22 protein-coding genes are annotated in these 22,966 nt (G+C 69.0%); 6 read left to right on the forward strand and 16 right to left on the reverse strand.

The window, feature by feature from the left end; all coding sequences use genetic code 11:
• From topA to BN4346_RS44010, 3 genes are all read right to left on the reverse strand, one after another.
• On the reverse strand, positions 1 to 2,808 hold the full coding sequence (gene topA / locus BN4346_RS44000) for a type I DNA topoisomerase (protein ID WP_407695155.1): 2,808 nt from the start codon (positions 2,806 to 2,808) through the stop codon (positions 1 to 3).
• 134 nt (positions 2,809 to 2,942) lie between these two features.
• On the reverse strand, positions 2,943 to 3,554 hold the full coding sequence (locus BN4346_RS44005) for a hypothetical protein (protein ID WP_067976691.1): 612 nt from the start codon (positions 3,552 to 3,554) through the stop codon (positions 2,943 to 2,945).
• Between the two features lie 125 nt (positions 3,555 to 3,679).
• A complete protein-coding gene (locus BN4346_RS44010; protein ID WP_005138711.1) occupies positions 3,680 to 3,883 on the reverse strand; it encodes a cold-shock protein in 204 nt (67 codons plus the stop codon).
• 369 nt (positions 3,884 to 4,252) lie between these two features.
• Between BN4346_RS44010 and BN4346_RS44015 the strand changes: the two genes are divergently transcribed.
• Both BN4346_RS44015 and BN4346_RS44020 read left to right on the forward strand, forming a co-directional pair.
• Positions 4,253 to 6,616 (forward strand): DEAD/DEAH box helicase, encoded by a 2,364-nt coding sequence (locus BN4346_RS44015; RefSeq protein ID WP_067976540.1) that lies wholly within the window; start codon positions 4,253 to 4,255, stop codon positions 6,614 to 6,616.
• A gap of 296 nt (positions 6,617 to 6,912) precedes the next feature.
• Positions 6,913 to 7,950, forward strand: coding sequence for a PAS domain-containing protein (locus BN4346_RS44020; RefSeq protein WP_067976542.1), 1,038 nt, complete (start codon positions 6,913 to 6,915; stop codon positions 7,948 to 7,950).
• Here BN4346_RS44020 and BN4346_RS49240 read toward each other — a convergent pair.
• The 7 genes from BN4346_RS49240 to ssd all read right to left on the reverse strand — a co-directional run bounded on the left by BN4346_RS49240 (position 7,947) and on the right by ssd (position 12,586).
• Positions 7,947 to 8,258 carry an Rv3654c family TadE-like protein gene (locus BN4346_RS49240; protein ID WP_067976544.1) on the reverse strand — a complete coding sequence of 104 codons (312 nt, stop codon included), beginning with the start codon at positions 8,256 to 8,258 and terminating at the stop codon, positions 7,947 to 7,949. The genes BN4346_RS44020 and BN4346_RS49240 overlap by 4 nt on opposite strands.
• Positions 8,259 to 8,274: 16 nt before the next feature.
• Positions 8,275 to 8,622 (reverse strand): TadE family type IV pilus minor pilin, encoded by a 348-nt coding sequence (locus BN4346_RS49245; RefSeq protein ID WP_067976692.1) that lies wholly within the window; start codon positions 8,620 to 8,622, stop codon positions 8,275 to 8,277.
• Positions 8,623 to 8,628: 6 nt separating this feature from the next.
• Positions 8,629 to 8,820, reverse strand: a complete 192-nt coding sequence (locus tag BN4346_RS44030; protein ID WP_096867736.1) for a DUF4244 domain-containing protein — start codon at positions 8,818 to 8,820, stop codon at positions 8,629 to 8,631.
• 94 nt (positions 8,821 to 8,914) lie between these two features.
• Positions 8,915 to 9,505, reverse strand: a complete 591-nt coding sequence (locus BN4346_RS44035) for a type II secretion system F family protein (RefSeq protein WP_167666266.1) — start codon at positions 9,503 to 9,505, stop codon at positions 8,915 to 8,917.
• Positions 9,502 to 10,314: a type II secretion system F family protein gene (locus BN4346_RS44040; protein WP_067976548.1), complete on the reverse strand. Its 813-nt coding sequence runs from the start codon at positions 10,312 to 10,314 to the stop codon at positions 9,502 to 9,504. Before BN4346_RS44040 ends, BN4346_RS44035 begins: the two co-directional genes overlap by 4 nt.
• Complete coding sequence (locus BN4346_RS44045; protein ID WP_067976549.1) at positions 10,311 to 11,507, reverse strand: TadA family conjugal transfer-associated ATPase; 1,197 nt, start codon at positions 11,505 to 11,507, stop codon at positions 10,311 to 10,313. Before BN4346_RS44045 ends, BN4346_RS44040 begins: the two co-directional genes overlap by 4 nt.
• Complete coding sequence (ssd, locus tag BN4346_RS44050; RefSeq protein ID WP_067976551.1) at positions 11,504 to 12,586, reverse strand: septum site-determining protein Ssd; 1,083 nt, start codon at positions 12,584 to 12,586, stop codon at positions 11,504 to 11,506. The genes BN4346_RS44045 and ssd overlap by 4 nt, the downstream gene beginning before the upstream one ends.
• Positions 12,587 to 13,013: 427 nt before the next feature.
• Here ssd and BN4346_RS44055 point away from each other — a divergent pair, with 427 nt between their 5' ends.
• Positions 13,014 to 13,880, forward strand: coding sequence for an HAD-IB family hydrolase (locus BN4346_RS44055; RefSeq protein WP_067976694.1), 867 nt, complete (start codon positions 13,014 to 13,016; stop codon positions 13,878 to 13,880).
• Between the two features lie 436 nt (positions 13,881 to 14,316).
• Here the strand turns inward: BN4346_RS44055 and BN4346_RS44065 are convergent, their stop codons facing one another.
• On the reverse strand, positions 14,317 to 15,063 hold the full coding sequence (locus BN4346_RS44065) for an oxidoreductase (protein WP_067976553.1): 747 nt from the start codon (positions 15,061 to 15,063) through the stop codon (positions 14,317 to 14,319).
• Positions 15,064 to 15,104: 41 nt separating this feature from the next.
• On the opposite strand from BN4346_RS44065, the gene acs reads away from it, so the two are divergent.
• Complete coding sequence (gene acs / locus BN4346_RS44070; RefSeq protein WP_067976555.1) at positions 15,105 to 17,066, forward strand: acetate--CoA ligase; 1,962 nt, start codon at positions 15,105 to 15,107, stop codon at positions 17,064 to 17,066.
• A gap of 33 nt (positions 17,067 to 17,099) precedes the next feature.
• Here the strand turns inward: acs and BN4346_RS44075 are convergent, their stop codons facing one another.
• Positions 17,100 to 17,816, reverse strand: a complete 717-nt coding sequence (locus tag BN4346_RS44075; protein ID WP_078058834.1) for a chymotrypsin family serine protease — start codon at positions 17,814 to 17,816, stop codon at positions 17,100 to 17,102.
• Between the two features lie 200 nt (positions 17,817 to 18,016).
• Here BN4346_RS44075 and BN4346_RS44080 point away from each other — a divergent pair, with 200 nt between their 5' ends.
• Both BN4346_RS44080 and BN4346_RS44085 read left to right on the forward strand, forming a co-directional pair.
• Positions 18,017 to 18,559, forward strand: a complete 543-nt coding sequence (locus tag BN4346_RS44080) for a phage holin family protein (RefSeq protein ID WP_067976557.1) — start codon at positions 18,017 to 18,019, stop codon at positions 18,557 to 18,559.
• Positions 18,559 to 19,512 (forward strand): alpha/beta fold hydrolase, encoded by a 954-nt coding sequence (locus BN4346_RS44085; RefSeq protein ID WP_067976558.1) that lies wholly within the window; start codon positions 18,559 to 18,561, stop codon positions 19,510 to 19,512. Before BN4346_RS44080 ends, BN4346_RS44085 begins: the two co-directional genes overlap by 1 nt.
• Position 19,513: 1 nt before the next feature.
• Here BN4346_RS44085 and marP read toward each other — a convergent pair whose 3' ends face one another.
• Genes marP through nth form a run of 4 tightly spaced genes read right to left on the reverse strand, consistent with a single transcriptional unit; the run spans position 19,514 to position 22,835 of the window.
• Entirely contained in the window at positions 19,514 to 20,707 is a 1,194-nt protein-coding gene (gene marP, locus BN4346_RS44090) for an acid resistance serine protease MarP (RefSeq protein ID WP_067976559.1), read from the reverse strand.
• On the reverse strand, positions 20,704 to 21,468 hold the full coding sequence (locus tag BN4346_RS44095) for an NUDIX hydrolase (protein ID WP_067976696.1): 765 nt from the start codon (positions 21,466 to 21,468) through the stop codon (positions 20,704 to 20,706). The genes marP and BN4346_RS44095 overlap by 4 nt, the downstream gene beginning before the upstream one ends.
• A gap of 38 nt (positions 21,469 to 21,506) precedes the next feature.
• Positions 21,507 to 22,130 (reverse strand): TlpA family protein disulfide reductase, encoded by a 624-nt coding sequence (locus tag BN4346_RS44100; protein ID WP_067976560.1) that lies wholly within the window; start codon positions 22,128 to 22,130, stop codon positions 21,507 to 21,509.
• A 24-nt stretch (positions 22,131 to 22,154) separates the two neighbouring features.
• Positions 22,155 to 22,835, reverse strand: coding sequence for an endonuclease III (gene nth, locus BN4346_RS44105; protein ID WP_096867763.1), 681 nt, complete (start codon positions 22,833 to 22,835; stop codon positions 22,155 to 22,157).
• Positions 22,836 to 22,966: the final 131 nt, after the last annotated feature.

The following is a 22,966-nucleotide window of genomic DNA, read 5'->3' on the forward strand; positions in this document are numbered from 1 at the left end:
TCAGCTCTTCGCAGCCTTCTTCGCGGCAGTCTTCTTCGCCGGTGCCTTTTTCGCGGGCGCCTTGCGGGCAGTCTTCTTGGCGGCCTTCTTGGCCGGTCCCCGCGCCCGCCGGTCGGCGAGCAGCTCGGCGGCACGCTCATCGGTGATCGTGGCCACCTCATCGCCCTTACGCAGGCTGGCATTGGTCTCGCCGTCGGTCACGTACGGACCGAATCGGCCGTCCTTGATCACCATCGGCTTGCCGCTGGTCGGGTCGGCACCCAACTCCCGCAGCGCCGCAGTCGCAGCTGCTTGACGGCCGCGGCGTTTCGGCTCTGCGTAGATCTTCAGCGCCTCTTCGAGGGAGATCTCGAAGATCTGCTCCTCGGTGGCCAGCGACCGAGAATCGGTGCCGCGCTTCAGGTATGGCCCATAGCGGCCGTTCTGCGCGGTGATCTCATCACCGGACTCGGGGTCGACGCCGACCACCCGCGGCAGCGACAGCAGCTTCAGCGCGTCATCGAGCGTCACCGTTTCCAGGCTCATGCTGCGCAGCAGTGAACCGGTGCGCGGCTTCGGGCCGGTCGGCTTCTTGCCCTTCTTGGCCGTCGCGCCCGACTCGTCGTCCGGCGGTGGCGGCAGCACTTCGGTGACATACGGGCCGTAGCGGCCGTCCTTGGCGACAACCTCGTGCCCAGTGGCCGGGTCGACACCGAGCGAACGGCCCTCCTGCGGGGTAGCGAAGCGTTCCTCGGCCAGCGCCAGGGTCAGCTCGTCCGGCGGCAGCGAGTCATCCAGGTTGGCCCGCTGCGGGGTCGGCTCGCCGTCGTCACCGGTGACCATGCGCTCCAGGTAGGGCCCATTCTTGCCCACCCGCACATAAACCGGCCTGCCCTCGGCGTCGTCGAACAGGCGGATCGAGTTGATCTCGCGGGCGTCGATGCCCTCCAAGTTGACCCCGACCAGCTTCTTCAAGCCGCCGGCCCGGGCGATCGAATCCTCGACCCCGTAGTCACCACCGAAGTAGAAGTTGTGCAGCCAGTCGATACGGCGCTGACGCCCGGCGGCGATCCCGTCGAGCTCGTCCTCCATGGCCGCGGTGAAGTCGTAGTCGACCAGCCGGCCGAAGTGCTGCTCGAGCAGGCCGATCACCGCGAAGGCCACCCAGGTGGGCACCAGCGCGCTCCCCTTTTTGTAGACGTAGCCGCGGTCCTGGATAGTTTTGATGATCGAGGAGTACGTCGACGGCCGGCCGATGCCCAACTCTTCGAGCGCCTTGACCAGCGAGGCCTCGGTGTAGCGCGCGGGCGGGTTGGTGGCGTGCCCGTCCGGGGTCAGCTCGGTGGCGTCCACCCGCTGGCCCTGGGTCAGCTGCGGCAGCCGCCGCTCGGCGTCGTCGGCTTCACCGCCGGCCAACTCGTCGACGGTCTCCACGTAGGCCTTGAGGAAGCCGGCGAAGGTGATGGTGCGGCCGCTGGCGGCGAACGTCACCTGCTGAGCCCCGGATTGTCCGCCGATCCGCAGGCTCAGTGTGGTGCCGCGCGCGTCGGCCATCTGCGAGGCCACGGTGCGCTGCCAGATCAACTCGTAGAGCCGGAACTCGTCACTGCCCAGCTCGTTGCGCACCGCGTCGGGGGTGGCGAACGTCTCGCCGGCCGGCCGGATCGCCTCGTGGGCTTCCTGGGCGTTCTTGACCTTGCGGGTGTACTGCCGCGGCGACGGCGACACATACTCCTCGCCATAGAGCTGGCGCGCCTGGGTACGGGCGGCGTCGATCGCCGACTGCGACAGCGTCGTCGAGTCGGTACGCATATAGGTGATGTAGCCGTTCTCGTAGAGCCGCTGGGCGATGCTCATCGTCCGCTCGGCGGAGAACCGCAACTTGCGGCCGGCTTCCTGCTGCAACGTCGAGGTCATGAAGGGCGCGTAGGGCCGCCGGGTGTAGGGCTTCTCCTCCACCGAGGTCACCGACAACGACGCGCCCTGCAGTCCGGCCGCCAGGGCGGTAGCCGCGGCTTCGTCGAGCACCCGCACCCCTGCGCCCCCGGCGGGCTTGCGCACCGCACCCAGCGAGTCGAAGTCGCGGCCGCTGGCTATCCGCAGCTCGTCGACGGCGACCAGTCGGGCGGTGAAGTTGGGCGGGGAAGCCGTCGGGTCCGAGACGCTGGCGTCCAGTTGGGCGACCACGTCCCAGTAGGAAGCCCTGCGGAACGCCATCCGCTCGCGTTCGCGCTGCACGATGATGCGGGTGGCCACCGACTGGACGCGGCCCGCCGACAACTTCGGCGCGACCTTCTTCCACAACACCGGGCTGACCTCGTAGCCGTACAGCCGGTCCAGGACGCGCCGGGTCTCCTGCGCGTCCACCAGGTCGATGTCCAGGTCACGGGGGTTCTCGGCGGCATTGCGGATCGCCGGCTCGGTGATCTCGTGGAACACCATCCGTTTGACCGGAATGCGCGGTTTCAGGGTCTCCAGCAAGTGCCAGGCAATCGCCTCGCCCTCCCGGTCACCATCGGTGGCGAGATAGAGCTCGTCGACGTCCTTGAGCAGATCCTTGAGCTCGGCAACGGTGCTCTTTTTGTCGGGGCTGACGATGTAGAGCGGCTCGAAGTCGGCGTCGACGTTGACGCCGAGGCGCGCCCAGGCTTCGGTCTTGTACTTCGCCGGTACGTCGGCGGCATTACGCGGCAGGTCCCGGATATGCCCCCGGGAGGACTCGACGACGTAATTGCGGCCTAGGTAACCCGCAATTTTCCGTGCCTTGGTCGGCGACTCGACAATGACGAGCCGCCGCACGGGTGTTTTATCGCCATTGCGGGCGCTCACCGTCTTAGAGTCAGCCACCTTGCGCTTACCACTCCACTTCTGTCCGCACCGCCGCGTCACGCCGCCAGCGGACACCTGACAATCTCGCACTCACGCCTGTACCGATGCAAACCGGCGTTCAGCAGTACATTCTCTCAAAGACCGTCCGCATGGCCTGGGATCGTGCCTCCGACACGCGGCCATTGACTCAACGCCTCGGGATCCGCGGGTGGTTCCCCGACGTTTTCGACCAGCCGTGACAACCTGCGGCGGCCGGTGATCCGCAGCGCCGGATGGCCTCCGCGGGTCCCGATCAGCGTAGGCGCGATTCCCACCCGCATCATGGCCGAGGCCAGCGGCTCGTAGGTATCCGGCGCGTGCGGGTCGAGTCCGAGCAGGTATCGATCGTCCTCGGCGGTTCCCGCCGCCAGCGTCCACGCCCGTAGTTCACGCGGACCCGGCAACCACCCCGGCGGAACAGTCTTCACCGCCCCGCGGGTCCAGGCCTGGGCCAGCACCCGCAGGCGCGCGTCGACCGCGGTCCGCACCAGCGGGGTGTCTTCCTCGGTGCGAGTGACCTCGGACAGCAGACCGGCCTCGCCGATCAGCTCGGCCAGTGCCACAGCTCGCCATGGGTCGTCGACCACGACCGACAGTCGCGCTCCGTCGCCCACCACGACGATCTGTCCCGGGCCAGCCAGCACCCCGGTGAGGTCGGCAACGCTGGGCGGCACCGACTCTGCCGAAAAGAAGGAAAGCTGGCTCACGTCATCGACAGTAAGCCGGTCCACCATCCGGCGGCATCCGGGGCGGTCTTACCCGCCCGAAACGAAACCCCCCGGCTTAGCTCCGTTGGCGGGAGCTGCCCGGGGGGTACGTCAAATTCCGTGGCTCAGACGGCGCGGACGCCCGTGGCCTGGGGGCCCTTGGGGCTCTGCCCAACCTCGAACTCCACCCGCTGGTTCTCCTCGAGGGTGCGAAAGCCGCTTCCCTGGATCTCCGTGTAGTGGACAAACACGTCAGCCGAGCCGTCCTCTGGTGCGATGAAGCCGAAGCCCTTTTCCGCGTTGAACCACTTCACAGTTCCCTGTGGCATTTGTCGATCTTTCCTTACTCTTCATGCCCGGTGCAGTGCGCACCGTTGTTCGGGGCACCGCATTTCGCTACCCCGGGCCTGTTCCGACCGCCGTACCCTGGCGGTCGGTCGGTGCTGACACCGACACACTCCGCGGGCACTGCAGCCGCAACCACAGATCCTGCGAAGGCTTAACACAAACACAGAAGCTACGACCGTCCATCAGTCAACCATGTTCGTCGCCCCGAGGACAGACTGCGGTGCCGAAATCTCGGCCAAAGGGTGAACAATACGGCGGCGGACATTCAAGGCCGGCGGTTCAGCGAGGCTCGACGTAGTAGAGGCGAAGCTGGGACCGCCGCATAAAGCAGGCAATTGAGGATGGGACCAATGACGGCGAATTTCGGCGGCGAATTGCTGTCCGCCGCGCTCGCCGGGGTCGAATCCGGTGAAGATCCGCTGCGCCACGTCGCCGATCTGCCGGCATCAGTGGGCCGCACCGGCGCCTGGCCGGACTGGGCTGAGCCGGATGTGATCAGCGCCTTCACCGGGCGTGGGATCGAGGTCCCATGGTCACATCAGCTGGCCGCCGCCGAATTGGCGCACGCCGGGCGTCACGTCGTGATCAGCACCGGTACGGCGTCGGGAAAATCGCTGGCCTATCAACTCCCGGTGCTCCAAGCACTGGCGACCGATCCGCGCGCCCGGGTGCTCTACCTATCACCGACGAAGGCGCTGGGGCACGATCAGCTGCGCGCGGCGCACACGCTGACCGCGGCGGTGCCACGCCTGGGTGGCGCGGCCGGAGCCGTGGCACCCACCGCCTACGACGGCGACAGCGCAGCCGAGATCCGCCGGTTCGCCAGGGAACGGTCCCGCTGGGTGTTCTCCAACCCGGACATGATCCACCTGTCGCTGCTACGCAACCACGCCCGCTGGGCGGCCTACCTACGCGGACTGCGCTTCGTGATCGTCGACGAATGCCACTACTACCGGGGGATTTTCGGCTCGCACGTGGCGATGGTGCTGCGACGGCTGCTGCGATTGTGTGAGCGTTATGCGGCGCCGGGGCTGACTGCCGGGCCCACCGTGATCTTCGCCAGCGCTACCACCGCTTCACCGGGCGCCAGCGCGTCGGCGCTGATCGGCCGGCCCGTCGCTGAGGTCACCGAGGACGGTTCGCCGCACGGGGCCCGGACGGTGGCCCTGTGGGAGCCGGCCCTGCGCACCGATATGACGGGCGAGAACGGCGCACCGGTGCGCCGCGCCGCCGGCACCGAGGCGGCCCGGGTGATGGCCGACCTGATCGCCGAGGGGGCACGCACCCTGACCTTCGTGCGCTCGCGTCGGGGCGCGGAACTCACCGCGCTGGCCGCCCGCTCCCGGCTGGAATCGGTCGCCCCGACCCTGGTCGACAAGGTTGCCTCTTACCGGGCGGGCTACCTGGCCGAGGATCGCCGCGCCTTGGAGCGCGCGCTGGCCGACGGTGAGCTCTATGGCCTGGCCACCACCAATGCCCTGGAACTCGGAGTGGATATCGCCGGGCTGGACGCGGTGGTGATGGCCGGCTTCCCCGGCACCGTGACCTCGTTCTGGCAGCAGGCCGGCCGGTCGGGACGGCGAGGCCAGACGGCACTGATCGTGCTGGTCGCTCGCGACGACCCGCTGGACACCTATCTGGTCCATCACCCCGCGGCACTGTTGGACAAGCCGATCGAGCAGGTGGTGATCGACCCCGGCAACCCCTACGTGCTCGGGCCGCAGCTGCTGTGCGCGGCCACCGAACTGCCGCTGACCGTTGCCGAAGTGGCGCAGCTGGGCGCCAAGCACGTGGCCGACGCCCTGGTCGACGACGGATTGTTGCGACGGCGGTCCGACCGGTACTTCCCGGCGCCCGGGCTCGACCCCCACGCGACAGTGGAGATCCGCGGGTCAGCCGGAGGGCAGGTGGTAATCGTGGAAGCCGACACCGGCCGGCTGTTGGGCAGCGTCGACGCCGGGCAAGCGCCGGCCACCGTGCATACCGGCGCGGTGTATTTGCATCAGGGCGAGAGTTATGTGGTCGATTCGCTGGATATCGAGCGTCAGATCGCGTTCGTGCACGCCGAGGATCCCGGCTACGCCACGTTCGCACGCGAAATCACCGACATCGACGTGACGGGGGAAGGCGAACGCGCCTGGTTCGGTCCGGTCAGTCTCGGGCTGGTGCCGGTGACGGTGACCCGCCAGATCATCGGCTATCTGCGGCGGCTGCCGACCGGGGAGGTGCTGGACTTCATCGACCTGGATGTGCCACCGGCGACCTTGCCCACCATGGCAGTGGTCTACACCGTCACCGCCGACGCACTGGCGGCCTGCGGGGTCGCCGAGCCTGCGATCCCCGGGGCGTTACACGCCGCCGAGCATGCGGCCATCGGGCTGCTGCCGCTAGTGGCCAGCTGCGATCGCGGCGACATCGGCGGCCTGTCCACCGCGGCGGGTCCGGAAGCCCTAGGCAGCCTGCCCAGCGTCTTCGTCTACGACGGCCACCCCGGCGGCGCCGGCTTCGCCGAGCGGGGATTCCGCGCGGCGGCTACTTGGCTTACCGCCACGGCGGAGACGATCGAATCCTGCGAGTGCCCGCACGGCTGTCCCTCGTGTGTGCAATCGCCCAAGTGCGGTAACGGCAATGACCCGTTGGATAAGGAAGGCGCGGTGCGAGTGCTGCGATTGGTGCTCGGCAAACTCGACGGCTCGCACCCGGCCACTGAATGACTGCGGGAGTCGGCCGACCCCCCGAACGGCCGACTCCCCCGAGCCCTTACCCCGGCAACTGCGTCGCAGTGACCGGTGTCACCGCGCAACAAAACACGCGGGACAGTAAGACGAACGGTCGAGAGATGCGATCCGTTCCCAACCCGATACATGACCGGATGCGGCCGTAAGTTACCGGCTACACCGGATCCTCTGCAACTTGGCAGCGCGCCAGACTGTGAGAAACGAGCGTCAGAACCAGGAAATTATTCGGTGTTGACGCTGGTAGAAGGGCGGTGACCGTAATATCCCGACTTGTGGCGCACGATTGGTTGCTAGTAGAGACCCTCGGGGGTGAACCGGTAGTCGTCGCGCAGGGCCGCCAGCTGAAGAACCTCGTGCCACTCCCCCAGTTCCTGCGACGCAGCCCACACCTCGCGGCGATTCAGACCGCGATCGCCGAATCGGTGCGGACCGGGCAGAGCCTGGCCAGCATCACTGCGCGCCGCGATCGGGTGATCCGGACCGAGCCCGTGGTGATGTCGGATGGCCGAGTGCACGGCGTGCACGTCTGGACCGGGCCGGCCGACATGGAACCACCCGAGCGCCCCATCCCGGGCCCGTTGAAGTGGGACCTGACCCTGGGAGTGGCCACCGACACCACGGAGTCGCTGACCAACAGCGGTAAGAATCCGGAGGTGGAGGCCACTCACGGCCGCGCGTTCGTCGAAGAGTTGCCCGCCCGCGAGTTCAGCCCCAACGAGAACAAAGTGCTGGCCCTGGCGATCCGGGCCGAACCCGGACAGACCATCTGCAGCAGTTGGGATGTCACCGATTTCAACGGTGAGACCATTCGGGTGGGCTTCGTGGTCCGCACGGCTCGCGAGTCCGTTCCCGGCGGGCGTGAGCATTTGGTGACGCGCGGGATGAACTGGCGGGGCCAGTTCGACGGCGCAGTGCAGCGCCCCGACTTTCTGGCGCAGCAGATCCTGCGCGCGCTGGCCCAGCCGGGCGTGCACCGGGCCATGGTGGATTTGGCCAACCGGCGGCTGCTGAAGTGGCTGGATGAGCCGTGCCCGTTCTACGACTGGCGCAGTCCGGCCGATGTACCGCGGGTCCATCCCGACGACCAGGCGCAGATCGCCCGGATGGAGAACGACCTGACCCATTCCCAGGCCCCGGCGAGCGGGGTGCTGCGGCTGCGCCAGATGGACGGCGGCTGGGCGCCGGTCCACGTGACGGTCAACCGGGTGGAGCTCGACGAGGGCGCCGTAGCTGGGCTGATCGCACTGCGTTTGCCCACCGAGGCCGAACTCGCCGAGTCGGGGTTGGCGGCCGCCGTCGAAGCTCCTTAGCTCACCGGCCCGGCGCGCGCCGTCGCCCGGGCGGGGCCGAGCCGCCAGCCTGACACGGGCATGGCGACGGTGATCACCACATCGAGTTCGTCGACCGTGCAGCTAATTTCACCGGCGTGCATCCGCGAGCCCAGCATCGTGACGTACGCGCAGGCGCTGGCAGGCCCGGCTGGAACCCGGCCCGCACCGGCTAGAGCCGCCAGGTCGGCGACGGCCTGGGCACGGTGTCGGGCGATGACCGCCGCACCGAGTACCAAGCCGCCACCGGTAACGCTCAGCAGCGCCGCGACCATCGCGGCAGCGGCCACGGTGGCCCCGCCGGCTTCACCGTGACGGCTCGAGCGCCGAGACCGCCTCGGCGGTGATCGCCATGCCGGGCAACAGAGCCGGTCGAGCGGTGACGCGGGCAACCACCAAGTCACCTTCGGAGCGCAGCCGGACCGTCGCACCGTCAGGTGCGATTCGTCCCACCACCGCGGTGACCGCGGCGGCATCTCCGCGGGCCGCCAACCGGGCGGCTTCTCTCGCGGCGTCAACGCAGCGGAGTTGGGCGGACACCGCGGTGATCCCGGCCAGGCACAGCACCAGCACCGAGACCAGGGCAGCCAGCGCAAACGCCGCTTCGACCGTGCTGGCGCCGGAGTCCTCGACAAGTCGTGCACGACCGCTCACCACCCGTCAGACCTTGGTGTTGAGCGCACGTCCGATGACGCGGTTCAGTGCCGACACGATCGAATCACCGGTGACCACCGTGTACAGGATCGCGCCGAAGGCCGCGGCAGCGATCGTCCCGATTGCGTATTCGACCGTGGACATCCCGGAGTCGTCGGCTGCCAGCAGCACCATCTTCAGGGAAAGGACACGAAACATGTTGCGCGCCTGTAATACCTTAATTCTCATACAGCCTCCTTCATCGGTAACCTTCTTCGGTGTTCTTGCGGTCGGTCCGCGAAGCACCGCCCGCTCACAGCAGTCCCGACCGCAGCACGTCGCCGGCCAATCCGGCCACGACCGGCACGATGCCCAGGCACACGAATGCGGGCAGAAAGCACAGTCCGAGCGGGCCGGCGATCAATACCCCGGCCCGCTCCGCGGCGGCCGTGGCCGCATGCGCGGCCTCGTCTCGGCACTGTGCGGCAAGTTCGCCGAGCCCGGCGGCCAGTGCGGTACCCGAGGACCCCGAACGGCGGGCCAGACGCAGTACCGCGGTGGTTGTCGGGTCAAGCTCCGCGGATGCCGGGCCATTCGGCGCCGACCAGGCAATGCCCGGTTCGGCACCCAGCGCCAGCAGCTCGGCGCCTCGGCGCAATGGCGCCGCCAGCACCGGCGGCGCGTGCCGGGCGGTGGCCGTGGCCGCGCCGGAGACGGACATTCCCGCGGTCAGACACAGCGCAAACACCTCGAGGTCGGCGGCCAGCGCCAGCGTGTCGGTGCCCGGGACTGCGCGGCGGGTCGGCGGACGATCTGGCCGCGGCAGCCCGGCCCGCGACCGCACCGTCGCCGGTCCTGCTGCGGCGAGCACTGCCAGAGCCAGCAACAACGCGGTGGCGGTCATATGACACCCCCCGCCGCTGTGGTGATCCGGTCTGACCACAGCAGCCCGGCGCAGACCAGGCTCACCCCGATCAGCGACAGCACGCCCCCCGTTCCGCCCAGCAGAAAGGCGACCGGCCGAGCTCCGATCAATTGACCCAGCAGCACACCCAGTACCGGTAGACAAGCCAAGACCGTCGCCGAGGCCCGAGCGCCGGCCATACCGGCTTGGGCCTGCGCCGAGAATCTGTGCCGGGCAGCGATATCGCGTTGCGCGGCTTGCATCAGGGTGGCGATCGCCAAGCCGTGTTGTCCCCCGAGTTCCCAGTAGGCGGCGAGGCGCTCCCACCGCGTGAGCAGTGCCGAGGATGCGGCTGCGTCACGCAGGCCGGTCGCGACATCGGCGCCCAGTCGTGCCCGAGCGGCGACGCCACCCAGGCCAGCGGCCACCGCGGGGTGATTCGACTCTGCAGCCGCAAGAGCGAAGGCCTGCACCGGATGTGCTCCGACGCGCAGCTCACCGGCCAGGGCGTCCAGGGCGGTTTCCAGGGCGCGCGATTCCGCGACGGCCCGCCGGCGGCGCAGCCCACCCCGGCGACGTAGGACTGCAGTGGCCCCCAACACGACTCCGGCCAGCCACGTGCTCCGCGGCAGAACCAGCGCGGCCAGCGCAGCGGCACCGGCCACCGCGCCGACGACACTCCAACGTCCGGCCCACCCGGCGACCGAACCGCGGAGCGGACGGCCGATCGGTGCGATGCGGCGGCGCGGCGAAGCACCGAGCAGTACCGCCGCGGCCAACGCCAGTGCGGCGGCCGCGGGGCCGCTCACGCGGGCATCCGATCGCGCAGCAGGGCGCGGAATTCGACGGCGTGGCCGGTCAATCCACGCCCGATCTGCCACACCGGCGCGGCCCGCACCTGTCCAGCGTCGGTGCGGCGCAGCATCGAGATGTCGGTGAGCAGCCGCTTGCCGTCGCGGTCGCGTGCGACGTGCATCAGCACCTGGACGGCCGCCGCCAGCTGGCTGTGCAGGCCGGTACGGTCCAGACCACCCAGTGCGGCAAGCGCTTCCAGGCGAGCCGGCACCTCGGCCGCATTGTTGGCATGCACCGTTCCGGCGCCGCCGTCGTGTCCGGTGTTCAATGCGGCCAGCAGGTCGACCACTTCGGCGCCCCGGACCTCGCCGACCACCAACCGATCCGGCCGCATCCGTAGCGCCTGCCGGACCAGCTCGCGCAAGCCCACCTCGCCGGCGCCTTCGACGTTCGCCGCGCGCGCCACCAGCCGGACCAGATGCGGGTGGCGCGGTTGCAGTTCGGGAGCATCCTCGACGCAGACCACCCGCTCGTTTTCGCTGACTGCGCCCAACAGGGCGGCCAGCAGGGTGGTCTTGCCGGCGCCCGTGCCGCCGGAGACCAGAAACGCCAGCCGGGCGGTGATGATGTCGGACAGCAGGGCGGCTGCCTGCGGCGCGATGGCGCCGGCGGCGGTCAGTGCGGCGAGGTCTTGGGTGGCCGGCCGCAGCACCCGCAGCGACAGGCAGGTCCCGTCGGCCGCAACCGGCGGCAGGATCGCGTGCAGGCGCACGGTGAAGTCGCCGGTGCCCCCGGCGCTGAAGCCGTGCAGCTGCCCATCGACCCAGGGCTGCGCATCATCGAGCCGGCGCCCCGCGGCCACCGCCAGTCGTTGGGCCAGCCGTCGTACCGCGGCTTCGTCGGCGAACCGAATCTCGGTGCGCCGCAGTCCCGCCCCGTCGTCGACCCACACCGCATCGGGGGCGGTGACCAGGACGTCGGTGGTGCCCGAGGCGCACAGCAGTGGTTCCAGCACGCCGGCGCCAGTCAGTTCGGTCTGCAGCACCCGCAGGCTGGACAACATTTCGGTGTCGCCGAGCACCCCGCCGGATTCGGCCCGGATCGCTGCGGCCACCGCCTGTGGGCGCAGCTCCGAGGCCGCCCCCCGGGCCTCCCAAGACTCAGCCGCCAGCCGCTCCCGGACCCGGTCGATCAGCGAATCCCTCATGACGCCAAGGCCTTCCGCTGGGGCAACACTTCGAGGACCCGGCCGGCCGCCACCGCCAGCGCGGAGCGGCGATGCAGTCGCAGACCCGCGTGTTCGATTCGCTCGGCCAGTTGTGGTTCGGCCCGCAATGCGGCCAGCAGGGGCAGTCCGACGATCTCGGCCACCTCCGCGGCACGGAGTCCGCCGGGCGCCGGTCCGCGCACGACCATGCCGACCTGCGGGTTCACCGCGCGCAGCCGCGGCGCGATGGCGGCTCCGGCCGCGCACGACCGTACGTCGCAGGAACTGACCACCACCACGAGATCGGCGGCGCTCAGTGCGGTTTCGGCCGGATCGGTCAGCACCCGAGGCAGGTCGCAGACCACGGTGACCCCGCCACGACGGCCCGCGTCCACCACGGCGTCGACGGTTCCGGCGTCGACTTCAGTGGCCCCACGGGCGGCGTCACCCAGCCGGGCGCCCGACAGAACACTCACCCCGCGCTGACGGGGCAGCGCTTCACGCAGTGCCGGCCAGGTCAGCCGCCCGCTGTGCTGCGCCAGGTCGCACCAGCGCAGGCCGGCAGCGTTCTCGGTGCCCACCAGCAGATCGATGCCCCCGCCCCAAGCGTCGAGGTCGACCAGCAGCGCCTCACCTGCCTGCTGGGCCAGCGCCGTCGCCAGCAGCGATGCGCCCGCTCCCCCACGTGCGCCGATCACCGCGATGACGTCGCCGTGACGCGCCCCGTCCCGCACCGACTCACCAGCCTCGGCCAGCTCAGCAACCAGGTCGTTGCCTTCGGCAGGCAGCGCCAGCACCCGTTGCGCCCCGACGGCGACGCCGGCTTGCCAGGCGCGGGTAGTGGGTTGGCCGCCGGTGAGCACGACGACGTAGGGGCGGCGCGGCAGCCGGGCCGGGCCGCAGCGGGCGGCAGCCTCCTCGTCGAGCACCACGGCCGCAGCAGCCGACCAGGCCCGGCGGTTCGGCATCGCGGCGCCAAGGTGGATGACGCGTATACCCGCCGCCGCGGCCACCCGGTCCAGTTCATCGCGCAACGCCGTCTGGGTGACGAGGGCCAAGAGACCGGTGGCTGCACTCACCGCCTCATCGTGGCGCGACAACTCGCGCTACAGCCTCCGCTTCCCGGCAAGTGTGGATGAAATTCCCGGCTGTGGATAACTCAAAGTTATGCTTTATCGGTCAAATCAGACTAATGGTATGGAAAGCCGGATCTGTAACATGTTCCAGTCAGTGCGAGAGGCTTCCGGCGAACAACTTACCGGTAAAAAAAGACGACCCCCGCCAGGGGGGGAGGAGGCGGAGGTCGTCGCGTATCAACCCCGGGGGGTCGGGCCGATACACCCTCAGCATAAGCCGAGTGATGCCACTATACACACGAGAGGGTGGTCCGGCGCAAGTGTTTGCAAGTGTTGCTATGAAATGACGACCTATATCTCGCACTACGTGTGAAGTGCTCTTTCTCCCGTAGCACCGGGTTAGCAGACCTCTCGGACCTATGCTGTGGCGGTGACCGCCTCCACTCCGCAGCCACAGTCAGCGCCTACGTCAGCTGCCGACCCTGCGGCACCTTTCACGGCCCCCAGAACCCGCACGGCGGCGTTTCTGGACCTCGACCAGACGGTCATTGCGAAGTCCAGCGCGCTGGCCTTCAGCAAACCCTTTATGGATCAGGGACTGATCAACCGTCGCACCGTACTCAAGTCGAGTTATGCGCAATTCCTGATGCTGCTGTCCGGCGCTGACCACGATCAGATGGAGCGCATGCGCGCCCACCTGACCAACATGTGCACCGGCTGGAACGTGGAACAGATCAAGGCGATCGTGAACGAGACAATGCACGACATCGTCACGCCGCTGATCTTCGCGGAGGCGGCCGAGCTGATCGCCGATCACAAACTCTGCGGCCGCGACGTGGTGGTGGTCTCGGCCTCCGGAGAGGAGATCGTGGCGCCTATCGCCCGGGCACTGGGCGCAACCCATGCGATGGCGACCCGGATGGTCGTCGCCGACGGCAAGTACACCGGCGAGATCGCGTTCTACTGCTACGGCGAAGGCAAAGTGCAGGCCATCCGCGAGCTGGCCGCCCGCGAGGGCTACCCGCTGGAGCACTGCTACGCCTACTCGGACTCGATCACCGACCTACCGATGCTGCAGGTGGTCGGGCATCCGTCGGCAGTGAACCCCGACCGAGCGCTACGCAAAGAGGCGATCGCCAACGGCTGGCCGGTGCTGACCTTCTCTCGGCCGGTGTCGCTGCGTGACCGCATCCCGGCGCCCTCCGGTGCCGCGCTCGCCACCACGGCCGCGGTCGGCGTCAGCGCACTGGCCGCCGGCGCGCTGACCTACTCCCTACTGCGCCGACTGGTGCCGTGATACGGCCTTCAGCAAACATCGCTGATCACAATCCGATGACACGGCACACACCGTATGCGATTGACCCTTGCTGTGTCGTGCGTCACGTAGTACAAAGGAAGCACGGAAGCCGGTAAGGCCAGGGTCGACCCGGAAGAGAAGGATCGACCTCCCGAACCGCACTTCCCAGTACGGAGAGCGGTACCCACGCGGAGCCACAGCCGCGAAGATGGCAGAAGTGTTGCGGGCCTGCGTAATTGCGGAACGTGATCGGTGTCAGCAGCCCTTTGGGTGGGGTTGCAGCCGAAGAACCCCGCAGGAGCGCCGAGGCCACCCACGCAGCCCAAGTTGGACGCTTGGTAACCGTGTACCGTGCTAGCGGGCGGCGAGCCGAATCATTCGGAGCGCCGCCCGCTTCGTTCGTTCTGGGCCGTCGTCAGGCAGCCCGAACCGGCCCTTAGCGACCGGCTTCAGCAATCCCCAGCGCATCGAGCGCACCGGTGCGCATCGCGCCGCAACACAGCAGCAACCAGGCCGTGACACCCTCGGCCGAACCGCTCGCGAAATCCTCCGCCGCCCGCCGGTAGTCGCGCGCCTTGCGCATCCAAGTCACCTCCGGAACTCCCAGCCCATGGCGGTCCAACCCGCTGGCAATGGTGACCAGCCGGGCGGCGCCGCGAGCCACCACGCCGTCGGCGCTGCCGAACGGTGCCAGCGTCAGAAGTTCGCCGTGCACCACCGCGGCGAAGACCGGGGCGGCCACCGACGTACCGCCGGTCGCCAGGTCGGCCAGCATCTCCAGTCGGCGGCCGACGGCCGCGCCGCCTTCGGGCCGACCGAGGCGCTCCTCCTCGACGAGGTCCGCGGCGGCCAACACGTGCAGCCGGGCCAGGGCCTGCAGCGGCGCACGCCGCCACACCTCGACCAGGGTGGTCTCCCCGCCTTCCAGCGCCTGGGCCACCCTCAGGGCACCGGCGAACACCGGGTCGGAGGTCGCGTCGGCGTCCACGGCCGCGGGGCCCCCATCGAGCACCGACGACGCCCGCGCCGCCCGCAGGGAAGCCTCTGCGGCGCTGACCGGCCAGCCCCGCATGTTGGTCTTGTGCCGATGCACCCGCGCCAACTCGTCACGCACCTGCTCACTGGCATCGGAGACACCGGGCAGCTGAACTAACGGGGCCAGTGGATCCTCCGCGGTGGTCACGGGCTGTGACACTACCGCCGCGGTGGTTAGGCTCGGAGACCGTGACCGCAACCCCAGCCGCTTCAGCGCCGTCGTACCCGCCCGCCGCCGAGTTCGTCGCCCAGGCCAACGCGGGTCCCGACCTGTACCGTGCAGCCGAATCCGATCGACTCGCATTCTGGGCCGAGCAGGCCAAGCGGTTGAGCTGGGCAACACCTTTCACCGAGGTGCTCGACTACGCAGACGCCCCGTTCGCCCGCTGGTTCGCCGACGGCAAGCTCAACGTCGCCTACAACTGCGTGGACCGCCACGTCGAAGCGGGCCATGGCGACCGGGTGGCGATTCACTGGGAGGGCGAGCCCGACGGTGACACCCGCACCATGACCTACGCGGACCTGCTGGCCGAGGTCTCCCGGGCGGCCAACGCGCTGACCGGGCTCGGGCTGGTCGCCGGCGACCGGGTGGCGATCTACCTGCCGATGATCCCCGAGGCGGTCATCGCGATGCTCGCGTGCGCGCGGTTGGGCGTTTTGCACACCGTGGTGTTCGCCGGTTTCTCCGCGCACGCGCTGCGCTCCCGCATCGATGACGCCGAGGCGAAGCTGGTCATCACCTCCGACGGGCAGTTCCGCCGCGGCCAGCCGGCACCGCTCAAGCCCGCGGTCGACGAGGCTTTAGGCACAGCCCCCGAAGAAAGCAGTGTCGAGCACGTGCTGGTGGTGCGCCGCACCGGTAGCGAGGTGTCCTGGACCCCGGACCGCGACCTGTGGTGGCACGACGTGGTGGATCCGGCGTCACCGCAGCACACGTGCGAGGCGTTCGAGGCCGAGCAGCCGCTGTTTTTGCTGTACACCTCGGGAACCACGGGCAAGCCGAAGGGCATCGTGCACACCAGCGGTGGCTACCTGACGCAGGCGGCCTACACCCACCACTACGTCTTCGACCTCAAGGCCGCCTCCGACGTCTTCTGGTGCACTGCCGACGTCGGGTGGGTCACCGGCCACACCTACGCGGTGTACGGGCCGCTGGCCAACGGCGCCACCGAGGTGATCTATGAGGGCACCCCGGACTTCCCGGATCACCACCGGCACTTCCAGATCATCGAAAAGTACGGTGTGACAATCTATTACACCGCACCCACTTTGATCCGCACGTTCATGAAGTGGGGCCGTGAGGTCCCCGACGCCCATGATCTGTCCAGTCTGCGACTGTTGGGTTCGGTCGGCGAACCGATCAACCCGGAGGCCTGGCGCTGGTACCGGCGGGTGATCGGCGCGGATGCGGTCCCGGTGGTGGACACCTGGTGGCAGACCGAGACCGGCGCGGCGATGATCAGCCCGCTGCCCGGTGTGGCCGCGGCCAAGCCGGGTGCCGCGATGACTCCCCTGCCCGGGATTTCCGCTCGTATCGTCGACGATCACGGCGATCTGTTGTCGCCGGATGATGCTGCCGGCGAACCGGTGTCGGGCTACCTGGTCATTGATCAGCCGTGGCCGTCGATGACTCGCGGGATCTGGGGCGACTCAGAGCGTTTCGTCGAGACCTACTGGTCGCGCTTTGCCGAGCAGGGCTGGTACTTCGCCGGTGACGGCGCCCGCTATGACGCCGACGGCGACATCTGGGTGCTGGGCCGGATCGACGACGTGATGAACGTGTCCGGACACCGCATCTCCACCGCCGAGGTGGAGTCCGCGCTGGTCGGTCACGAAGCGGTGGCCGAGGCCGCCGTCGTGGGCGCCATCGATGACCAGACCGGCCAACGGATCTGCGCGTTCGTGGTGCTGGCGGCATCCCACAGTCACGTAGGCGGCACGATCGTCGACCACCTGCGCGAGCGTGTCGCCGTGGAGATCTCGCCAATCGCCAAGCCGCGCAACGTCCATATCGTCCCCGAGCTACCCAAGACCCGCAGCGGCAAGATCATGCGGCGGCTGCTGCGCGACATCGCCGACGGTCGCGAACTCGGTGACACCTCAACCCTGGTGGACCCCAGCGTGTTCGACGCGATCCGGGCCGCCGACTAAGCCACTGCGGCGACCCGCCGCACTTGCGATCGCCTAGCCGATCGGGACGAAGCCCGCGCCCGGCCGGTCGTTGGCGTTGATGTCGCCCAGCACAGCGTTGATCGACACCACGACCGCGGGGGTGTGCAGCGGGATGTACTTGATCACGCAGGTCGGCAGCGCGTCGCTGAATGCCCCGTGGATCATGCCGACCAGCATGTTGTTCACCACGACGGGCCCGCCGGAGTCGCCGGGCCGTCCGCAAACCTGCATCACGATGGTGCCCGGGTCTTGGCCCGGCCCCCACGTCATGCCGCAGGAGTTGCCGGTGGTGCGGCCCTGCTTGCAGGCGATCTGACCGAACATGGGGTCCGGCCCGATGCCGGCGATCACGAAGCCGCCGAAGTTGGGCACCGGCGTCACCTTGTTCGGGTCGAACTCGATCACCGCATAGTCCAGGCCGTCATTGCCGGCCACCATGTGACCGATCGTGCCGTTGCCTTCTGAGCCCTCGGCGGCCACCAGGGCGCCCGGGCCACCGCAGTGTGCTGAGGTGAAACCGATCAGCGCACCGGTCTTGTCATGGCCGATCGAGGTCAGCGTGCACAGCGTGTCGTCGTCGACGACGATTCCGGCTCCCCCGCCCATCACCACCTTGTCATCGGCGGCTACCCGAGCCGCCGGTGCGGCGACCGTGGCCAACGCGGTACAGCTCGCCCAGACCAGCAGCGCCGGTAAGGCACGCAGCAACCAGTGGTGTGCGATCTGCACTGCGGTTCTCCCGTCGATCAACCCCACCCCCGGTGGTAATAAACAGCCTAGCCGCGCTGGGAGACACGGTGGGGCTGGGCACGCCGCGGACTACGGCCATCGGGCCCCGCGATCTGCCGCAGCTTTTCCGGGGTCACTCGTGGGGTCAGCCACCGCATGGCAACATTAAGCCGCGACGACGGCGAACGGGAGGACAGCCAGTGAGCAAGGCCGATCGCAGGAATGCATCACGCGCCGCCAGGGCGGACCGCAACGGCGTGCCCAACACCTTGGCGACCATCCCGTTGGCCGACCCGCATGCGCTGCCCGCCGACCCGTCCTTGGGTGATCTGGTCAAGGACGCCACGGCGCAGATGTCGACGCTGGTGCGCGCGGAGGTCGAACTGGCCCGCGCCGAGATCACTCGCGACGTCAAGCGGGGACTGACCGGCAGCGTGTTCTTCATCGCGGCCCTGGTCGTGCTGTTCTACTCCACCTTCTTTTTCTTTTTCTTCGTCGCCGAGCTGCTCAACATGTGGCTGCAGGATTGGGCCGCCTACCTGATCGTGTTCGGGATCATGCTGGTGGTGACCGTGGCCCTGGCGCTGCTCGGTTTCCTGCGGGTGCGTCGTATCCGCGGGCCGCGCCAAACGATCGAATCGGTGCGTGAGGCCCGCGACGCGCTGCGTCCCGACCCGGACCGCCTGCACGGCTCGTCGGCGGGCTCGCCCGGTAGGCCGACCACCGATCCCTCGGGCTGGTAGTGCCGCCACCGGATCCGTCGATCACCCGCATCGACGGGCCGTGGCGACACTGGGACATCCACGCCAACGGCATTCGCTTCCATGTCGTCGAGGCGACAACGGTCGGCAAAGACACGGCCAACGCCGATGCCCCGCCGACCTCGCGGCCGCTGGTGATGTTGCTGCACGGGTTCGGCTCGTTCTGGTGGACCTGGCGTCATCAGTTGCGTGGGTTGCACGACGCCCGGGTCGTGGCAGTCGATCTACGCGGCTACGGCGGCAGTGACAAGCCTCCCCGCGGCTACGACGGCTGGACGCTGGCCGGCGACACCGCCGGGCTGATCCGGGCCCTCGGGCACTCCTCGGCGACCCTGGTCGGCCACGCCGACGGTGGCCTGGTGTGCTGGGCGACCGCGCTCCTGCATCCCCGCTTGGTGCGCGACATCGCCCTGGTCAGCTCGCCGCATCCGGCGGCGCTGCGCCGCTCGGCGCTGACCCACGCCGATCAGGGCGGAGCGCTGTTGCCGTGGTTGCTGCGGTACCAGGTGCCGTTCTGGCCGGAGCGCTCCCTGACCCGCCGCGACGGAGCCGAGCTTGAGCGCTTGGTGCGTAGTAGAGCCGGGGCGAAGTGGCAGGCGACGGAGGATTTCGCCGAAACCATCGGGCACCTGCGCACCGCGGTACAGATTCCGTCGGCGGCGCATTGCGCGCTGGAATACCAGCGCTGGGCCGTGCGCAGTCAGTTCCGGGCTGAGGGCCGACGATTCATGAAGGCGCTGGACCTGCGCACGCTGAACATTCCGCTGCTGCACCTACGCGGCGAGGACGACCCCTACGTGCTGGCCGACCCGGTCAACAAGACCCGCCAGTACGCGCCGCACGGACGGTACATGTCGGTGCCCGGTGCGGGGCATTTCGCCCACGAAGAGGCGCCCGAGGTGGTCAACGACCACCTGATGCGGTTTCTCGCCTAGCTCACTCTCCCCCGACGCAGGTCTGCGTCGAGACCGGCTGGGTGTCGCCGATGCGGGCGAGCTGACCCGCCACCTCCTCGGCGGTCATCACAAACCCGGTGTCAGCGTCGTCGACCGCCGCACCGAACACCACGCCGATCACCCGGCCGTCCATGTCGATCATGGGACCACCGGAATTACCTTGCTGCACAGTGCCTCTGATGGTGTACACCCGGCGAGTGACAGTCGCGTTGCGGTAAATGTCGGGACCCTCGAGATTGATGACATCACGGATTCGAGCCGGGGTGGCCTCGAAAACGCCGCCGCCGGGGTAGCCCAGCACCAGTGCGTCGGTGTCAGGCGCCGCCGGCGAGGAGGCGAACGCCAACGGCGGCAACGGCAGATCGGGCACCGCCAGAATGGAGATGTCTTCCTTGGGGTCGAAGGAGATCACCGTGGCCTCATACGATTTGGTGCCGCTCTCCACGGTGACGTTGTCCGAGCCGGCCACCACGTGCGCGTTCGTCATCACCCGATTCGGTGAGATGACGAATCCGGTGCCCTCCAACACTTTCTGGCAGTTGGGCGCCACGCCGCGGATCCGCAGCACGCTGGGCGCGGTGGCTTCCACCACCGGGCTGGCGGCCAGTTCCGGATCCGGGGCATCCACCGCGGCGATCGGGGCATGACTGAAGGGCTCCAGCACGGCGGGCAGCCCGGAATCGTCGAGCACCGCCGAGAGCCGCCGGGGCACATTCTTGAGCCACTGCGGCGCGACATCGTCGACCTGACGCAACACTCGCGAATCGTTGACGGCGGCGGCCAGGTTCGGCTGATCGGATGCGGCCAGCGGGGTGGCCAGCAGCCAGGCCGCGATCAGCACCACCCCGAGCTGCAGCACCACCCCGATGACGGAGTCCACTCCCCGGACACCGGGGTTGCGGATCGCGCCGCGCACCGCCCGGCCCAGCACCACCCCGGCGACCTCCCCGATGACGACCATGGCCAGGATCAGGAACAGCGCGGCGAACAGTTTCAGTCGAGCACCGGAGACGCTCTCGATCAGGTGCGGGGCCAGCAGCACCCCGGCCATCGCCCCTAAGGCGACCCCGACGAAAGAGAGCAGGGAGCCCAGCGCGCCGGAGCGCCAGCCGGACACTGCGGCAACGAAGGCGATCGCCAGCACGGCGATGTCCAGCCACTGCGACGACGTCATATCCCGCCTTCTCTTCCAACCTGCGCCATGGCCTCGTCCAGGCCAAGTACCTCGCTGGTGTCCCAGGGCTGTGCCCAGCCGGCCACATCCAGCATCGCCGAGATCACCTGGGCGGTGAATCCCCAGACCAGCATCTGGTTGAGCCGGAAAGCCGGCATAGCCCAACGCCGACTGCGCGCATCACGGTAAACCATCAACCGGTTCTCGGGGTTGATGAATGCCCGGACTGGAACGCGGGCCACGATTGCGGTCTCGCCCGGGTCCACCGCGCTCACCGGCCCGGGATCCTCGGAGTAGGCCAGCACCGGCACCACCTGGAACCCCGAGGGGGCGATGAAGATCTTCTCCAACGTGACCAACGGGTGCACCCGGACCGGGTCGATCCCGGTCTCCTCGTTGGCCTCCCGCAACGCGGTGGCAACCGGCCCGTCGTCGTCGGGATCGACCGCTCCGCCCGGGAATGCGGCCTGGCCGGCGTGATGGCGCAGCGTCGCGGCCCGCACCGTGACCAGCAGGTCAGCCGATTCCGATATCGCCTCCGGCGGGCCGCCGGGCGGTCCGGAGAACAGCACCAGCACGGCCGCATCGCGCCGCCGTCCGGTGACGCTGGCCTTGGTGTTGGCCGCCGTGATCATCGCGCGAACATCGGCGGGCAACCGGTGCAGGTAGGCCGTCGGCAACTTCTCGACGTTGTCGACCAGTGGGCGCAACCAGGACGGGGCGCGCGACGGGGCCCAGGGCTGGGACTCGCCAGCACTCACCGCGCCTCCCTTGCATGCCGGATCCTGATCGCCCCACATCAGCGGCCGCTGTTCTCGACGGCGGCGGCGATCTCTTCGGCATTGGCGAAGGGCTGCGGCAGGATACGGGCAACGCTACCGTCCCAGGCCAGCACCACCGTCGCGGGCATCACGTTGGGCACCCGCAGCGCCGCCGCAAGCTGCCGGCGGCCGTCTTGCAGGGTGGGCAGCCGCACGCCCAACTCGGCCAGCAGGGCCAATCCCGCGGCTTGATTGTCGTCTTGATGCACCGTCACCACCGTCACGGCCTGCCCCACCCGGCGCTGGTATTCGGCGAACGCCCGCAGCTCGTCCCGACACGGCCCACACCAGTACGCCCACAGATTCAGCACCACCTTGCGGCCGGCGAACATCGCCGCGACGTCGACGGGCGAACCGTCGGCCGCGCACTCGACGGTGACGCCGCGCAGGGCGCTCGGCCCGGTTTGGCCCGGTCCCACCTGGCAGGGCGGCAGATCGGCGCGCTGTCGCAGGGCGCTCAGGTCCGCTCCGGCACCGGACACGGCCGCGCTTCGTCCCGGCGCCATGGTGGCCGGCTCGCGGCGCAGTTCGGTTACCAACCCGGTGAGCAGTGCGGCCACCACCGCCAGTACCGCCAGGGTCCATCCGGTCGATCGGCTCATCGGCGCTTACCTGCTCAAGGCCCGCTACAGCCCGGCCAGGGCCAGCAGGTGCTCGGTCTCGGGGCCTTTGACCAGCGCGGCGGCCTCCATCGGGGAGGTGGGTCCGATCCCGAATGACGGGCAGTCCTTGGCGAGCAGGCACACCCCGCAGGCCGGCTTGCGGGCGTGGCAGACCCGTCGGCCGTGAAAAATCACCCGGTGACTGAGCAGCGTCCATTCCTTGCGTTCGATGAGCTCACCGACCGCATGCTCGACCTTGACCGGGTCTTCCTCGCTGGTCCAGGCCCAGCGTCGCACCAGCCGGCCGAAGTGGGTGTCGACGGTGATGCCCGGGACCCCGAACGCGTTGCCCAGGATGACGTTGGCGGTCTTGCGTCCCACCCCGGGCAGGCGCACCAGCTCGTCCATGGTGTGGGGCAGTTCCCCGTCGAAGCGCTCGACCAGCATCTGCCCCAGGTTGATCAGGGAAGCCGCCTTGTTGCGGTAGAAGCCGGTGGGCCGGATGAGCTCCTCCAGCTCGGTGCGGTCGGCCTGGGCGTAGTCCAGCGCCGTGGGGTAGCGGGCGAACAACGCCGGCGTCGTCAGGTTCACCCGCACGTCGGTGCATTGCGCCGACAGCACGGTGGCGACGGCGAGCTCCAGGGGCGTGGTGAAATCCAACTCGCAGTGGGCGTCGGGAAACGCCTGCGCCAGTGTCCGATTCATCCGGCGAGCGCGCCGGACCAGTCCGGTCCGGGTCTCCGTCCGTGCCGCGCGGGAGGCTTTGTCCACTGTCACCTCCGACAGGGTACTAATTTGTGACCCCAACGAGACCTTGCCCATGTTTACTGACGACT

The sequence above is a fragment of the Mycolicibacter icosiumassiliensis genome (assembly GCF_900078685.2).
Classification (GTDB): domain Bacteria; phylum Actinomycetota; class Actinomycetes; order Mycobacteriales; family Mycobacteriaceae; genus Mycobacterium; species Mycobacterium icosiumassiliensis.